Annotated in this window: 15 protein-coding genes; 14 read left to right on the top strand and 1 reads right to left on the bottom strand. The window is 65.3% G+C overall.

What is annotated here, in order from left to right; genetic code table 11:
* The first annotated feature begins 235 nt into the window (after positions 1–235).
* From ACVWY3_RS20110 to ACVWY3_RS20095, 4 genes are all read left to right on the top strand, one after another.
* Positions 236–790, top strand: a complete 555-nt coding sequence (locus ACVWY3_RS20110) for a TetR/AcrR family transcriptional regulator (RefSeq protein ID WP_456840031.1) — start codon at positions 236–238, stop codon at positions 788–790.
* A gap of 53 nt (positions 791–843) precedes the next feature.
* On the top strand, positions 844–2,037 hold the full coding sequence (locus tag ACVWY3_RS20105; RefSeq protein WP_456840030.1) for an MFS transporter: 1,194 nt from the start codon (positions 844–846) through the stop codon (positions 2,035–2,037).
* A 131-nt stretch (positions 2,038–2,168) separates the two neighbouring features.
* On the top strand, positions 2,169–2,588 hold the full coding sequence (locus ACVWY3_RS20100) for a DUF4118 domain-containing protein (protein ID WP_456840029.1): 420 nt from the start codon (positions 2,169–2,171) through the stop codon (positions 2,586–2,588).
* Positions 2,589–2,723: 135 nt separating this feature from the next.
* Positions 2,724–2,933: a hypothetical protein gene (locus tag ACVWY3_RS20095; RefSeq protein WP_456840028.1), complete on the top strand. Its 210-nt coding sequence runs from the start codon at positions 2,724–2,726 to the stop codon at positions 2,931–2,933.
* 242 nt (positions 2,934–3,175) lie between these two features.
* On the opposite strand, the gene ACVWY3_RS20090 is transcribed toward ACVWY3_RS20095, so the two are convergent.
* Complete coding sequence (locus ACVWY3_RS20090) at positions 3,176–4,153, bottom strand: LysR family transcriptional regulator (protein ID WP_456840027.1); 978 nt, start codon at positions 4,151–4,153, stop codon at positions 3,176–3,178.
* A gap of 118 nt (positions 4,154–4,271) precedes the next feature.
* Between ACVWY3_RS20090 and ACVWY3_RS20085 the strand changes: the two genes are divergently transcribed.
* The 10 genes from ACVWY3_RS20085 to ACVWY3_RS20040 all read left to right on the top strand — a co-directional run bounded on the left by ACVWY3_RS20085 (position 4,272) and on the right by ACVWY3_RS20040 (position 15,503).
* Positions 4,272–5,309, top strand: coding sequence for a class 1 fructose-bisphosphatase (locus ACVWY3_RS20085; protein WP_456840026.1), 1,038 nt, complete (start codon positions 4,272–4,274; stop codon positions 5,307–5,309).
* Positions 5,310–5,320: 11 nt separating this feature from the next.
* Complete coding sequence (locus tag ACVWY3_RS20080; protein WP_456840025.1) at positions 5,321–6,196, top strand: phosphoribulokinase; 876 nt, start codon at positions 5,321–5,323, stop codon at positions 6,194–6,196.
* A gap of 16 nt (positions 6,197–6,212) precedes the next feature.
* A complete protein-coding gene (gene tkt / locus ACVWY3_RS20075; RefSeq protein ID WP_456840024.1) occupies positions 6,213–8,234 on the top strand; it encodes a transketolase in 2,022 nt (673 codons plus the stop codon).
* Positions 8,235–8,248: 14 nt separating this feature from the next.
* Positions 8,249–9,334: a class II fructose-bisphosphate aldolase gene (gene fba, locus ACVWY3_RS20070; RefSeq protein ID WP_456840023.1), complete on the top strand. Its 1,086-nt coding sequence runs from the start codon at positions 8,249–8,251 to the stop codon at positions 9,332–9,334.
* Between the two features lie 31 nt (positions 9,335–9,365).
* Positions 9,366–10,826, top strand: coding sequence for a form I ribulose bisphosphate carboxylase large subunit (locus ACVWY3_RS20065; protein ID WP_456840022.1), 1,461 nt, complete (start codon positions 9,366–9,368; stop codon positions 10,824–10,826).
* Positions 10,827–10,837: 11 nt separating this feature from the next.
* The gene (locus ACVWY3_RS20060; RefSeq protein WP_456840021.1) at positions 10,838–11,245 is read left to right on the top strand and encodes a ribulose bisphosphate carboxylase small subunit; all 408 of its coding nucleotides are present in this window, start codon (positions 10,838–10,840) and stop codon (positions 11,243–11,245) included.
* A 98-nt stretch (positions 11,246–11,343) separates the two neighbouring features.
* Positions 11,344–12,282 (top strand): CbbX protein, encoded by a 939-nt coding sequence (gene cbbX / locus ACVWY3_RS20055; protein ID WP_456840020.1) that lies wholly within the window; start codon positions 11,344–11,346, stop codon positions 12,280–12,282.
* Positions 12,272–13,009: a ribulose-phosphate 3-epimerase gene (gene rpe, locus ACVWY3_RS20050; protein WP_456840019.1), complete on the top strand. Its 738-nt coding sequence runs from the start codon at positions 12,272–12,274 to the stop codon at positions 13,007–13,009. The genes cbbX and rpe overlap by 11 nt, the downstream gene beginning before the upstream one ends.
* 565 nt (positions 13,010–13,574) lie before the next feature.
* Positions 13,575–15,119, top strand: coding sequence for a putative bifunctional diguanylate cyclase/phosphodiesterase (locus tag ACVWY3_RS20045; RefSeq protein ID WP_456840018.1), 1,545 nt, complete (start codon positions 13,575–13,577; stop codon positions 15,117–15,119).
* A gap of 171 nt (positions 15,120–15,290) precedes the next feature.
* Positions 15,291–15,503, top strand: coding sequence for a hypothetical protein (locus tag ACVWY3_RS20040; RefSeq protein WP_456840017.1), 213 nt, complete (start codon positions 15,291–15,293; stop codon positions 15,501–15,503).
* The last annotated feature ends 45 nt before the right edge of the window (positions 15,504–15,548 follow it).

Below are 15,548 nucleotides of genomic sequence, written 5' to 3'. Positions count from 1 at the left end.
GATTGAATCGATAGGCCGCGGCGTACTGGATTCCCCGCCTTCGCGGGGAATGACGGAGTTGGGAGAACGAAGCCCGCGCCGCTTACGAGAGTTGCGGGCTCCGCAAAACGGCCACCTCATCACAACCACGTGTCTTTATTAGGAAACAATCATTCCCTATTATACTGCAATGCAAAAGGCAGCCCGCCGATCCCCGCCCACAGCCCGTCCGCCCGGCCGTCCCCGGGAGTTCGACATGGATACTGCGCTCGACCGCGCCGTGCGCGTGTTTCGCGAGCGCGGCTATCATGCCACCTCGATCGGCGACCTCACCGCGGCGATGCGGCTCGCCACCGGCAGCGTCTACAAGGCGTTCCGCGACAAGCGTGCAGTGTTCCTCGCCGCCTTCGAGCGCTACACGGCGATGCGCCAGGAGCAGACCCGCAGCGCGGCGGCGCGCGGCGAAAACGGCCGCGAGCGGCTGCGCAGCGTGCTGCTGTCCTACGTCGCGCATTCGCAGGGCATCGAGGGGCGGCGCGGCTGCCTCGTGGTCGGCAGTGCGGTCGAGCTGTCGGCGGTCGATACCGCGGTTGCCGCCCGCGTCCGCGCCCAGCTCGAGAGCAATGAGAGCTTCATCGCCGGCCTCATCCGCGAGGGGCAGGCGGACGGCTCGATTCCCGGCCATGTCGAGCCCGACGACACTGCGCGGCTGATGATCTGCATCACGCAAGGCATGCGCGTCGTCGGCAAGGCGCGCCTGCCGCTCGACGGAATGCGCCTCGTCGGCGTCGCGATGAAGCTGCTCGCCTGAATTTATGTCTTATTAGGGAATGATCGTTCCCGATTGGTTGGAGACCACGTGAAATGACGATGAATGCCACGATCGAGATTGCGCCCAGGCCGGATGCGGTGTCGCAGCGACTGACCTTCGTGCTGGCGGCGGCCTGTGGCATGGTCGCCGCCAACATCTACTACGCCCAGCCGCTGATCGCCCCGATCAGCGCCGCGCTCGGCCTGTCTCACGAAGCGGCCGGGCTGATCGTGACCATGACGCAGATCGGTTACGGCGTCGGGCTGCTCTTCATCGTGCCGCTCGGCGACCTCATCGAGAATCGCGCGCTGATTTGCTCCGTCATCACGCTCGGGGCGGCTTCGCTGCTCGCCGCCGCGTTCGCTACCCACGCGATGCCGTTCCTGATCGCGGCGCTGTTCATCGGCCTCGGCTCGGTCGCGGTGCAGATCATCATTCCCTATGCCGCGCACCTGGCGCCCGAAGCGATCCGCGGCCGCGTCGTCGGCAACGTCTCGACCGGGCTGATGCTGGGCATCATGCTCGCGCGCCCGGTCTCGAGCTTCGTCACGGCGGCTCTGTCCTGGCACGCCGTGTTCTTCTGCTCGGCCGCATTGATGATCGTGCTCGCGGCCGTGCTGTGGACGACGCTGCCGAAGCGCAAGCCGGTCGCGCGCATGTATTACGGCACGCTGCTGCTGTCGATGCCGCATCTGGCCCTGACCACGCCGCTGCTCCGGCGCCGCGCGCTCTATCAGGCGAGCCTGTTCGGCTGCTTCACCCTGTTCTGGACGGTGGCGCCGCTCCAGCTCGCCAGTGAATTCGGCTTCACCCAGCGCGGCATCGCATTGTTCGCACTCGCCGGCGTCGCCGGTGTGTTCGCAGCTCCCATCGCGGGACGGCTCGCCGATCGCGGCCACAGCCGCATCGCGACGCGCGTCGCCATGCTGCTCGCCGCCGCCGGCTTTCTCGCGACCTATCTCGGTGCGCCCGGCTCGCTGCTGAACCTCGCCTGCCTCGTCGTGGCCGCGATCGCCATCGACATCGGCGTGCAGGGCAACGTCGTGCTCGGCTTCCGCGCCATCTTCGTGCTCGGGCACGAGCACCGCAGCCGCCTCAATGGCCTCTACATGGCGACGTTCTTCGCGGCGGGCGCAGCGGGCTCGGCGGTCGGCGCCTGGGCCTTTGCGCAGGGCGGCTGGATGCTCGCATCGGCCATTGGCCTTGCCCTGCCGGTCGCGGGCCTGCTCTACGCCGCCACCGAGTAGGGCCGCGATTGGTGCCATGCGGGCGTTTACCAAACCTCGGCCGCAGCCCCAATTTCGATCTCGCGATTCCCGCAGCGCTGTAGTACTTTGGTCGCAAGCGGCCTTGGTTAGCGGGCGGCAGGGGGAGGCTGATGAGGCGTGCGGGACTGTTTGGCGTACCGCGAGTACGGCCATGGTCGTGGCAGGCGTTCCTGCTCGGAATCGGCGCCGTCGCAGCGTCGGCTGCGATTCAAGGCATCTGCGTCGCGCTCGGCGCGAAGCTCTATTTCGCGGCATTCCTGCCCAGCCTGTTCGTGCTCGGCATCGTCGCCGGCGCGCCGGCGGCGGCGTTCGCGGCGCTGCTCACCGTGCCGCTGGTGTGGTGGGCGTTCATCCCGCCCTTCTTCGAGTTCATGCCGCTGACCAGCGCGAACGCGGATTCCATCAACCTGTTCTGCGTGCTCTCTGTGCTCCTGATCGGCCTTGCCGATCTCTGCCGCGAGACGATGGTGATCATCAGCCGCGGCGGGCTGAAGCCGTCGGGCGAAAGCGCGGCAACGAATTCGCAATAGATCGTCGGTGCGCGACCGCGCGCGTGGCACGTGCGCAACAGTCCGGCAACCATCCGCGAGCTTGCCGCGCGCCGCTAACTTTTCGAAAAAGATTTGGCCGCAATTTCTCCCCCGGGAATGACGAGGGAGTTTTCAATGAACGGCCAAATAAACGGTCACGCCATCCTGGAGAATGTGCGCCGCTATCGCGGCATCGCATCGCTCTATCGCCAGACCGCCGCATTCCGCCCGGGCCAGAGCTGGTCGCTGCTGGAGCAGGCGAGGGATTGGGAAGCGCGCGCACTGTCGGAGCTGGAAGCCTATTTTGCCACGCGCGTGGAGTACGCCGCCCCGCTCGCGGCCTGATCGTTAACCGCGCCAGGCGGGGCGCGATCGGTCCGATCAGGGGCGGGCGGCCCGGGGCGACTACGGAGTTGTCTCGATGCCGGCTTGTGCTAGCACCCTATCGATCGATATCCGCTTCACGTCGGCCGGGGGCAAGCGATGACCACCTTCAACCGCATCTTCACGACGGAGCGTCTGCTCCAGATCATCGTGGTGCTGGCGGCGACCGTCGCCATGAAGCTCATGAGCTGAGCGCCGGCGAATTATCGTCCGCCGAATTCGGGCACGTCGGGCAGATAGTTCGAGCCTTCCGAGCCCAGGAAATCGAACATCGCCTGCGCCGGCGGCAGCAGCACCTTGTCGCTGCGGCGGATCACGTACCATTGCCGCACGATCGGCAGGCCGGCGACATCGAGCACGATGAGGCGGCCTTCGGCCAGCTCGTGCGCCACCGTGTGGGCCGAGATGAAGGCGATGCCGAGCCCGGCAATGACGGCCTGTTTGATGGTCTCGTTGCTGCTCATCTCCATGCCGATGATCGGCTCGAGATCCGACTTCTGGAACATGCCCTCCATCAGCGTGCGCGTGCCGGAGCCCGGCTCGCGGGTGAGGAAGGTCTCGTGCACGAGGTCGGTCAGGCTGAGGCCGGAATCCTGCTCCAGCCAGTGCCCCTTGCGCGCGACGATGATGTGCGGATTGCGGCCGAGCTGACGCACATCGACGCTGACATCGGGCGGCGGCCGGCCCATCACCGCGAAATCCAGGTCGTAGCCGTGCATGGCTTCGCGGATGTCCTCGCGATTGCCGATGGTGAGCTTGATCTCGATCTTCGGATATCGCTTCGAGAACGCCGCGATCGCATGCGGCACGAAGTATTTCGCGGTCGAGACCGCGCCGAGATGGACCGTGCCGCCGGTGCGCCCGGCGAGCAGGTCGAGCGCGCCCTGGCAGTCCATGATCGCAGCTTCGACGCGCTCGGCGAGCGCCAGCACTTCCCGGCCGGCCTCGGTCAGCAGCATGCCGTCGCCGGTCCGTTGCACCAGCGGCAATCCTGCGAGGTCCTGGAGCTGCCGCAGCTGCTGGGTCACGGCCGGCTGCGTCAGCCCCAGATGGCTGGAGGCCGCCGTGACGCTGCCCTTGGCCGAGAGCGCCGCGAGCGAGCGCAGCTGCCGGATCGTCAGATGCCGGAGCTGGGCTGCTGCGTGACCGGGGCCATTATAAGAAAATTCTTTGGCACTCATTATGAATAGAAATTTTCCTTATTAAGCCGGCCCTGTCAATCTCATCGTGCTGGGACTGACCGCACCGACCTCCAGCGGGAGGGAACTGGATGCGGCGCCAGCAGGGGGATGGACGCAGATGACCGGGCAACTCAGGCTGGACGACCACCTTCAACGGTATTCCGAGATGGCGCCGCATGGGCCCGCTGTGGCGGCCGCAGTCGACGCCATCGCGGCAGCGGCGATCGAGATCACCGACCTCATCGCGACAGGCGATCTCGCCGACGCCTCCAGGCTGACCACCGGCCGCAACAGCGACGGCGACGTCCAGCGTGATCTCGATGTGCAGGCCGATGTGATCCTGCGCCGCTGCCTCGGCAAGCTCTCGATCGCAGCGCTGGCGTCGGAAGAGATGCGCGAGCCGCAGATCGGCGACCGCGAAGCCAAGATCTGCGTCGCGATCGACCCGCTCGACGGCTCCTCCAACATCGACCTGAACATGACCGTCGGCACGATCTTTTCCATCCTGCCCGCGCCCGACGATCTGAGCCTTGCCTTCCATCAGCGCGGCTCGGAGCAGCTCGCTGCGGGCTTCGTCACCTACGGCCCACAAACCTCGCTGGTGCTGACGCTCGGCGACGGCGTCGACATCTTCATGCTTGACCGCAAGGCCGGCTGCTTCCGCCTCGCCCGCAGCGCCGTGCAGATCTCCGAGGCGTGCGAGGAATTCGCGATCAACGCCTCCAACCGCCGGCACTGGGATCCGCCGGTGCGCGCCTTCATCGACGAATGCCTCGCCGGCGTCGAGGGCCCCGCCAATCATAATTTCAACATGCGCTGGATCGGCTCGCTGGTCGCGGAGGCCTATCGCATCCTCACCCGTGGCGGCGTGTTCCTGTACCCCTCGGACGCGCGTCCCGGCTATGGCGACGGTCGTCTGCGCCTCACCTACGAGGCGCATCCGATGGCCATGATCATCGAGCAGGCCGGCGGCTCGGCCTCGACCGGGCGCGAGCGCATCCTCGACCTGTCGGCGCAAAGCCTGCATCAACGCGTGCCGCTGATCATGGGCTCGAGCAACGAGGTGCGGCGTCTCGAGGAGCTGCATTGCGATCCGCTGCTGGTTGCCAGCGTCTCCGCGCCGCTGTTCGCGCGCCGCGGCTTCTTCCGGCTGTAGGAGGGCGTCCCATGTCCAGGAAGCATCCGATCATCTCCATCACCGGCTCCTCCGGCGCCGGCACCACCTCGGTCAAGAAGACCTTCGAGCAAATCTTTTTCCGCGAGAAGGTCAACGCCGTCTACATCGAGGGCGACGCCTTCCATCGCTACGACCGCGCCGAGATGCGCACGAAGATGGCCACGGAGGCCGAGCGCGGCAACAAGCATTTCAGCCATTTCAGCCCCGAGACCAATCTGTTCGAGGAGCTGGAGCGCGCGTTTCGCGACTATGGCGAGACCGGCACGGCGACGACGCGGCATTACGTGCACGACGCAGAAGAGTCCGCGCTGCACGGCGCGGCGCCCGGCACCTTCACCGAATGGAAGCGGCTGCCGGAGAATTCGGACTTGCTGTTCTACGAAGGCCTGCACGGCGCGGTGGTCACCGACAAGGTGAACGTCGCGCGCTATGCCGACCTCAAGATCGGCGTCGTGCCCGTCATCAATCTCGAATGGATCCAGAAGCTGCACCGCGACCGCAGCGCGCGCGGCTATTCGACCGAGGCCGTCACCGACACCATCCTGCGGCGGATGCCCGACTACATCCACTATATCTGCCCGCAATTCACCGAGACCGACATCAACTTCCAGCGCGTGCCGACGGTGGACACGTCTAATCCGTTCATTGCGCGCTGGATCCCGACGCCGGACGAATCGATGGTCGTGATCCGCTTCAAGAATCCGCGCGGCATCGACTTCCCGTATCTGCTCTCGATGCTGCCGCACAGCTGGATGTCGCGTGCGAACTCGATCGTGTGTCCGGGCGCAAAGCTCGATCTCGCGATGCAATTGATCCTGACGCCGCTGATCATGCAGCTGATCGAGCGCAAGCGCAGCTTGAAGTGAACGAGGAGAGACCCCGATGAACATTTCCGTCCACGCCGAAGCCGATCTCACCGCGGTCACGCACAACGATCTCGCCAATGCCGTCCGCTTCCTCGCGGTCGACGCCATCGAGGCCTCGCAGTCCGGCCATCCCGGCCTGCCCATGGGCATGGCCGACGTCGCGACCGTGTTGTTCCGGCGCTTCCTCAAATTCGACTCGGCCCATCCCAACTGGCCGGACCGCGACCGCCTCGTGCTGTCGGCCGGCCATGGATCGATGCTGCTCTATGCGCTGCTGCACCTCACCGGCGGTGCGGTCAGCCTCGACGACATCAAGTCCTTCCGGCAATGGGGCTCGAAGACGCCGGGGCATCCCGAATATGGCCACACGCCGGGTGTCGAGACCACCACGGGACCGCTGGGACAGGGCATTGCGACGGCCGTCGGCATGGCGCTCGCCGAGCGCATGGCCAATGCGCGGCACGGCGATGGCCTCGTCGATCACTTCACCTATGTCATCGCCGGCGACGGCTGCCTGATGGAGGGAATCAGCCAGGAAGCGATCTCGCTGGCCGGTCATCTCAAGCTCGGCCGCCTAATCGTGCTGTTCGACGACAACGGCATCTCTATCGACGGGGCGACCTCGCTTGCGACCTCGGACGATCAACTCGGACGCTTCGCCGCCTCCGGCTGGTCGGTTCGCCGCGTCGACGGGCACGATCCTGAAGCCGTTGCGCAGGCGATCGCGGAAGAGCGCGAAACCGCAAAGCCGTCGCTGATCGCCTGCCGCACCATCATCGGCTACGGCGCGCCAGATAGACAGGGCACCGAGAAGGCGCATGGCGCGCCGCTCGGCGCCGAGCAGACCGCGGCCGCGCGCCGAACTCTCGGTTGGGACTACCAGCCCTTCGTGGTGCCGATTCCGGTCGCGAAGGCGTGGCGGATGATCGGGCAGCGCGGGCAGGTCGCGCGTCTCGCCTGGCTCGACCGTTATGAAGGCGCAACGCCCGAGCAGCGTGACCTGTTCGTCGAGGGCAAGGCGGTTGCCTTGCCGAACGCCTACGCCCAGGCCTCGGCGAAATTGCGCGAACGCTTTGCCAGCGAGCGGCCGAAGCTCGCGACGCGGCAGGCATCGCAACAGGTGCTCGACGCCATCGCCGGAACCATTCCCGGGCTGATTGGGGGCTCTGCCGATCTGACGCATTCGAACCTGACGCACGCCGAGGCGCAAGTCCCGATCAAGAGTGACGCATTCGCCGGCGACTATATCCATTACGGCATCCGCGAGCACGGCATGGCCGCGGCGATGAACGGCCTCGCGCTGCATGGCGGCTTCATTCCCTATGGTGGCACCTTCCTCGCCTTCTCCGATTACAGCCGGCCGGCGATCCGCCTTGCGGCCCTGATGCGGCTGCGCGTCATCCATGTGATGACGCACGATTCCATCGGCCTCGGCGAGGACGGACCGACGCATCAGCCGGTCGAGCATCTCGCCGCGCTGCGGGTGATTCCGAATCTTCTGGTCTTCCGGCCGGCCGACGCGGTCGAAACGCTGGAGGCGTGGAACTGCGCACTGGAAGAGGAAGACCGTCCCTCTGTGTTGTGCCTGTCGCGGCAGGCGCTGCCGACCTTCCGTAGCGATGTCCGCGGTCGGAATCGGGTCGCCCGCGGCGCCTATCTCATCGTCTCGCCCGATGGCGGGCGCGACGTCACGCTGATGGCGACCGGCTCGGAAGTGTCGATCGCGTTGGAAGCGGCCCGGCTGCTTGCGACCGAGCACGTGCGTGCGGCCGTCGTTTCCGCGCCGTGCTTCGCGTTGTTCGAGGAGCAGCCGGACGACTACCGCGCCGCCGTGCTCGGCACCGCACCGCGAGTCGGCGTCGAGGCAGCAGTCGCCGGCGATTGGCATCGCTGGATCGGCAGTGACGGCGAGTTCGTCGGTATGCGCGGTTTCGGTGCTTCGGCGCCGGCGCCGGTGCTCTACCGCGAATTCGGCATCACGCCGCAAAGCGTTGCCGAAGCCGCCCGCCGGGCGATCGCCCGCGCCCGCAAGCAATAACAGGAGGATCTGTCGTGGCCCGTATCACCCTTCGCCAATTGCTCGATCACGCCGCCAGCCACGGTTACGCCGTGCCGGCCTTCAACATCAACAACATGGAGCAGGGCATTGCGATCATGCAGGCGGCGGCCGAGGTCGATGCGCCCGTCATCATCCAGGCCTCGCGCGGTGCGCGCAGCTATGCCGGCGATCTGATGTTGTCGCACATGATCGACGCGCTGGAGCGGACCTATCCGGACATCCCGTTGTGCATGCATCAGGACCATGGCAACGACGAGGCGACCTGCGCCTCCGCCATCGCCCATGGCTTCACCTCTGTCATGATGGACGGCTCGCTCAAGGCCGACGCCAAGACCGCGGCGGACTACGACTATAACGTCGCGATTACGCGCCGTGTCGTCGATCTCGCCCATTGGGTTGGCGCTTCCGTCGAAGGCGAGCTCGGTGTGCTTGGCTCGCTCGAGCATGGTGGCGGCGATCAGGAGGATGGTCACGGCGTCGAGGGCAAGGTCAGCCACGACCAGCTGTTGACCGATCCCGACCAGGCCGTCGAGTTCGTCCGCGCCACCAAGGTCGATGCGCTCGCCATCGCGATGGGCACCTCGCACGGCGCTTACAAGTTCAGCCGCAAGCCCGATGGCGACATCTTGGCGATGCGGGTGGTCGAAGAGATCCATCGCCGGCTGCCGAACACGCATCTGGTCATGCACGGCTCCTCCTCGGTGCCGCAGCCGCTCCAGGACATGTTCAACCAGTTCGGCGGCGAGATGCCGCAGACCTGGGGCGTGCCGATGGAGGAGATCGTCCGCGGCATCAAGAGCGGTGTGCGTAAGGTCAATATCGACACCGACTGTCGTCTGGCCATGACCGCCGTGTTCCGTAAGGTCGCAACGGAGGCGCGCTCCGAGTTCGATCCGCGCAAGTTCCTCAAGCCCGCGACGGACGCGATGCGCGAGCTCTGCCGCGATCGCTTCGAGCAGTTCGGAACCGCTGGCCATGCCGGCAGGATCAAGGTCATTCCCTTGAGCGAGATGGCGCGGCGTTACCGCGCCGGCGAGCTCGATCCGCGCATCGGCGCCCGCGAGCCGGTCGCAGCTTAATCATTCAGAGAGAGAAGAGCAGGAGAGAGCCATGAATGCACACGCAGGAACTGTACGCGGCAAGGAGAGATATCGCTCGGGCGTGATGGAATACAAGCGCATGGGCTATTGGGAGCCCGACTATATGCCGCGCGAGACTGACGTCATCGCGCTGTTCCGCGTGACACCGCAAGAGGGCGTCGATCCGATCGAGGCGTCCGCCGCGGTCGCGGGCGAATCCTCAACCGCGACCTGGACGGTCGTGTGGACCGACCGCCTGACCGCCGCGGAAAAGTATCGCGCAAAATGCTACCGCGTCGATCCGGTGCCGGGCTCGCCGGGGTCGTACTTCGCCTACATCGCCTATGACCTCGACCTGTTCGAGCCCGGTTCGATCGCCAATCTCTCGGCCTCGATCATCGGCAACGTGTTCGGCTTCAAGCCGCTCAAGGCGCTGCGCCTGGAGGACATTCGCTTCCCGGTCGCCTATGTGAAGACGTTCCAGGGGCCCGCGACCGGCATCGTGGTCGAGCGCGAGCGGCTCGACAAGTTCGGCCGGCCGCTTCTGGGCGCGACGGTGAAGCCGAAGCTCGGGCTTTCGGGGCGCAACTACGGCCGCGTCGTCTACGAGGCGCTGAAAGGCGGGCTCGACTTCACCAAGGACGACGAGAACATCAACTCGCAGCCGTTCATGCACTGGCGCGACCGCTTCCTCTATTGCATGGAGGCAGTGAACCGTGCGCAGGCAGCCACGGGCGAGGTTAAGGGCACTTATCTCAACGTCACCGCGGCGACCATGGAGGACATGTACGAGCGCGCGGAATTCGCCAAGGAGCTCGGCTCGGTGATCGTCATGATCGACCTCGTGATCGGCTACACCGCGATCCAGTCCATGGCGAAATGGGCGCGCCGCAACGATATGATCCTGCACCTGCATCGCGCCGGTCACTCGACCTATACGCGGCAGAAGAGCCATGGCGTGTCGTTCCGGGTCATCGCCAAATGGATGCGGCTCGCCGGCGTTGATCACATCCATGCCGGCACCGTGGTCGGCAAGCTCGAAGGCGACCCCAACACCACGCGCGGCTATTACGACGTGTGCCGCGAGGACTTCAACCCGATGAAGCTCGAGCACGGCCTGTTCTTCGACCAGTCGTGGGCGAGCCTGAACAAGATGATGCCGGTGGCTTCAGGCGGCATCCATGCCGGCCAGATGCATCAGCTGCTCGATCTCCTCGGCGAGGACGTCGTGCTGCAGTTCGGCGGCGGCACCATCGGCCATCCCATGGGCATCGCCGCCGGCGCGATCGCCAACCGCGTGGCGCTGGAGGCGATGATCCTCGCCCGCAACGAGGGCCGCGACTACGTCCATGAAGGTCCGGAGATCCTGGCCAAGGCGGCGCAAACCTGCACGCCGCTGAAGTCCGCGCTCGAGGTCTGGAAGGACGTCACCTTCAACTATCAATCCACCGACACGCCGGACTTCGTGCCGACGGCGCTGGAAACCGTCTGAGGAGAGTTGAAATGAAACTGACCCAGGGCTGCTTCTCGTTCCTGCCCGATCTCAGCGACGACCAGATCTATAAGCAGGTGCAGTATTGCCTCACGAACGGCTGGGCGGTGAACATCGAGTTCACCGACGATCCGCATCCTCGCAGCACCTATTGGGAGATGTGGGGCCTGCCGATGTTCGATCTCCAGGACGCCGCCGGCGTGATGATGGAGCTCGCTGAATGCCGCAGAGTGTATGGCGACCGTTACATCCGCATCAGCGGCTTCGATTCCAGCCATGGCTGGGAATCGGTGCGAATCTCGTTCATCGTCAACAGGCCGCCGAAAGAGGCGGAATTCGAGCTGGTGCGGCAGGAGGTGGGCGGACGCGCCATCCGCTACACCACCGTGCGAAAGCTCGCCGCACGCGCCGCTCAATAGCCATTCTCCCTCCGCGCGGAGCACTCCCTGCTCAGTTTCCTTGGCGGACCACTGCTTCGCCGCACCCCCGCGGCGAAGCTCTTTTCTTCGAGGTGCCCATGCTGGATGTCCCCCACGCGACCACTGCTGAAAACGGCGAGACCAGTTTCGATCTGCGCAAGGAAGCCGAAGCCGCCGGAATCACCGATACGCTGCAACAGCTCGAGCGGGAGTTGATCGGGCTCAAGCCGGTGAAAAACAGCGTGCGCCAGATCGCCTCATTGCTGCTGATCGAGCGCATCCGCCAGCGCGCGGGTCTCGCGGCCGCGCCGCCGACCCTGCACATGTCGTTCACCGGCAATCCCGGCACCGGCAAGACCACCGTGGCGCTGCGCATGGCGAAGATTCTGCACGGGCTCGGCTTCGTGCGGCGCGGGCAGGTGATCTCCGTGACGCGCGACGATCTCGTCGGCCAATATATCGGCCACACCGCGCCGAAGACCAAGGAGATCCTGAAGAAGGCGATGGGCGGCGTGCTCTTCATAGATGAGGCCTATTATCTGCACCGGCCAGACAATGAGCGCGACTATGGCCAGGAGGCGATCGAGATATTGCTCCAGGTGATGGAGAACCAGCGCGAGGATCTCGTCGTGATCCTCGCAGGCTATGGCGAGCGGATGACGACCTTCTTCGCCTCCAATCCAGGGTTCCGCTCGCGCATCGCCCACCATATCGAATTTCCTGACTATGCCGAATCAGAGCTGCTCGTCATCGCCGAGGTGATGCTGAAGGAGCGCGGTTATCGGTTCTCGGCAGCGGCACGGGAAGCATTCGAGAAGTACATCGCGCTGCGCCGGACCCAGCCGTTCTTCTCCAATGCGCGCTCGATCCGCAACGCTGTGGACCGCATCCGCCTGCGGCAGGCCGATCGCCTGGTGTCCGATCTCGATCGCATGCTCGATGTCGCAGATCTCGAAACCGTCGATGCCGCCGATGTGCTGGCGAGCCGCGTCTTCAGCGGCGGGGCCGACGCACGGAGTGCAAAGCATGACCAATGAGATCATCATCGCTCCCTCGATCCTGGCGGCGGATTTCGCCCGCCTCGGCGAGGAGATCGCAGCGATCGACGCAGCCGGTGCCGACTGGATCCATTGCGATGTGATGGACGGACATTTCGTGCCGAACATCAGTTTTGGCGCGGACGTCATCAAGGCGATCCGGCCGGTGACATCGAAGATCTTCGACGTGCACCTGATGATCGCGCCTGTTGATCCGTACCTCGAGGCGTTCGCCAAGGCTGGTGCCGATATCATCACGGTTCATGCCGAAGCAGGTCCGCATCTCGACCGCTCGCTCCAGGCAATCCGCGCGCTTGGCAAGAAAGCCGGCGTCAGCCTGTGCCCGGCGACGCCGGAGAGCGCGATCGAATACGTGCTCGATCGTCTCGACCTCGTGCTGGTGATGACGGTCAATCCGGGCTTCGGCGGCCAGTCCTTCCTCGACTCCCAGATCGAGAAGATCAGGCGTGTTCGCAACATGATTGGCGACCGGCCGATCCGGCTCGAGGTCGATGGCGGCGTCACGCGCGACAATGCTGCTGCGGTTGCCGCTGCCGGCGCCGACACGCTCGTCGCGGGTTCGGCGGTGTTCCGCGGCAAAAGCTGCGCCGAATATTCCGCCAACATTTCGGCCATTCGCGCTGCAGCGGAAGCCGGCGGAGTTCCCAAGTTGCAGGAGATTTCTGCCCAGCCGATGCGGGCCGGAGAGGGCGCGCTCATCCGGTAGGATGAGACGCGCGGCGATGTTATTGCGGTTCCCCCTGTGCCCGGGCGCGTCATCATTCTCCGGAGTTCTACGGAGGATGCCGCGCAAACTGACGGTTCTTTTCAGGTCAGAGTAACCAACACGGCCGAGACGCGAGTTCGATTAACGCCCGCGCAATGTTGAGCGCCTCAATCTGCGGTTTAGGAAGCTAAGAGAGCCGGGGATGCGGAACGCAGATATTTGCAGGCATGAGGCCTGCACGCGGCTCGGAGCGATGGCGTGATGCACCGCCTGTTCGCCGAGCAGCTCCGCTGCGCCACCGATGCCACCGGAGAGGTCGATCTCGTCAAGCTGGGCGAGCTCGTTAGCGCGGCCTATGAGGTCAGCGAGCGGGACCGTCAGAGAATGACGGACGCGCGCGGGCACACGCATGACAAGGTCGAACAGGATCTTCTGCGGACCCAGGAATTCCTCGACACCATCGTCGAGAACATCCCGATCGCCGTGTTCGCGACGTGCGCGAAGGATTCGCTACATTCTGCTCAATCGCGCCGGCGAGGACTATTACGGCGTGCCACGCGAGCAGATGCTGGGCAGGACTCCCGAGGAGATTTTCCCGGCCGACGTCGCCCGCATGGTCAACGAGCAGGACCGCCGGGTCGTCGCCAGCGGCATGCCGATGTTCCTGGAGGAGCATCTGCTCGAAGTCGGCGTCAGGGGCCACGACCGGGTCGTCAATTCGCGCAAGATGCTGATCACGGACGGCGCGGGCGAGCCCCAATATCTGGTCGGTGTGATCGAGGACGTTACCGAGCGCGTCAACACGCAGCAACGCATCAGCCATCTCGCACGTCACGACGTGCTGACCGATCTGCCCAATCGCAGCGCATTCAACATCGCGCTGGCGGAGCGGCTGCAGCGGGCGCAGGAGGCCTCGACCAGCTTTGCAGTGCTGAGCCTCGATCTCGACCGCTTCAAGGAGGTCAACGACGTGTTCGGCCATCCCGTCGGCGACATGCTGATGCGGGCAGCGGCGGACCGTCTTGCAGCGGAGGCCGACGGGGCCTTCATTGCCCGCATCGGTGGCGACGAGTTCATGATTCTGATGCCGGATGATGTCTGCCGCGACGCGGTGCTGGCGCTAGGCGAACGCCTGGTCCAGGCGATCGGCACCGAGCTCGAGGTCGACGATTATCTCTCCCATGTCGGCCTCAGCGTCGGCATCGCGGTGTACCCCGATGACGGCGTGGACGCGGCGACGCTGCTCGCCAATGCCGATTCCGCGCTCTATCGCGCCAAGCGCGAGGGCCGGCGCCGGGTCCGCTTCTTCGAATCCGGGATGGACCAGGAGCTGCGCGACTGCAGGCTGTTGCAGCACGATCTGCGCCAGGCGCCGGAGCAGAACCAGCTCCTCGTCTACTTCCAGCCTCAGGCCCGGATGGACGGCGAGGTCGTCGGCTTCGAGGCTCTGCTGCGCTGGAACCACCCGACGCGCGGCTTCGTGCCGCCGGACCAGTTCATTCCGCTCGCCGAGGAGAACGGGTTGATCATCCAGATCGGTGAATGGGTCCTGCGCGAAGCCTGCCGCGAGGCGGCGTCCTGGCCGCGGCCGCTACCGGTCGCCGTCAATCTGTCGCCGGTCCAATTCCAGGCCGGCGACCTCGAACGATCGATCCACCAGATCCTGCTGGAGACAGGGCTCGCGCCAACCCGGCTCGAGGTCGAGATCACCGAGGGCGTGCTGATCGGCGATTTCACCCGCGCGCTGAATCTGCTGCGGCGGCTGAAGGCGCTCGGCATCCGCATCGCCATGGACGATTTCGGCACCGGCTACTCATCCTTGTCCTATCTCCAGTCGTTCCCGTTCGACAAGATCAAGATCGACCGCAGCTTCATCTCGAACCTTGAGGCGAGCGCGCAATCGGCCGAGATCGTTCGCGCCGTGCTCAGCCTCGCGCGCGCCCTGAACATTCCTGTCGTCGCCGAAGGGGTGGAGACGGAAGCCCAGCGTGCCTTCCTGGCGCGGGAAACCTGCGACGCGATACAGGGCTATCTGATCGGCCGGCCCGAACCGATCGAACGGTATCTTGATGCGATCGGCATCACCATCGAGCGCCGCCGCTACGCCTGATACCTTGCGAGTTCCGCGCCCGGTTCTGCGCGAGGAACCAATGTTCGCTTGCGTGTTTCTTGAAAGTTAACCTCGATCAGGCCCGCGCTGCGCGCAGCAAAACTGTTGCAGGGCTGCCATCGGCCTGACGCAAATCAGGGCAATAAGCCAGTGAATGCGAGGGAGGGTCTCATGGAGAACGTACGTCGCTACCGGGCGCTGGCGTCCCTCTGTCGTCAGCAGGCGGCCTATCGGCCGCTCCAGAACTGGGAACTCCTCGGCCAGGCCGAGCATTTCGAACATCTTGCCGAGACCGAGCTGAAGGCGCATTTCGAGGCCTGCAATGCACAACGGGACGAGGATGCCGCTGCGGCTGCAGCGTGGGAGGCTCACGTCGCCGCGTGAAGAGTTGGTTGGCTCCGCGTCGCTAGAACGGCGAGGCAGTCGGTC

Source organism: Bradyrhizobium sp. USDA 4486 (genome assembly GCF_054057995.1).
The sequence above is the reverse complement of the archived record's forward strand: the minus strand, read 5'-3'. Positions and strand labels throughout refer to the sequence as shown.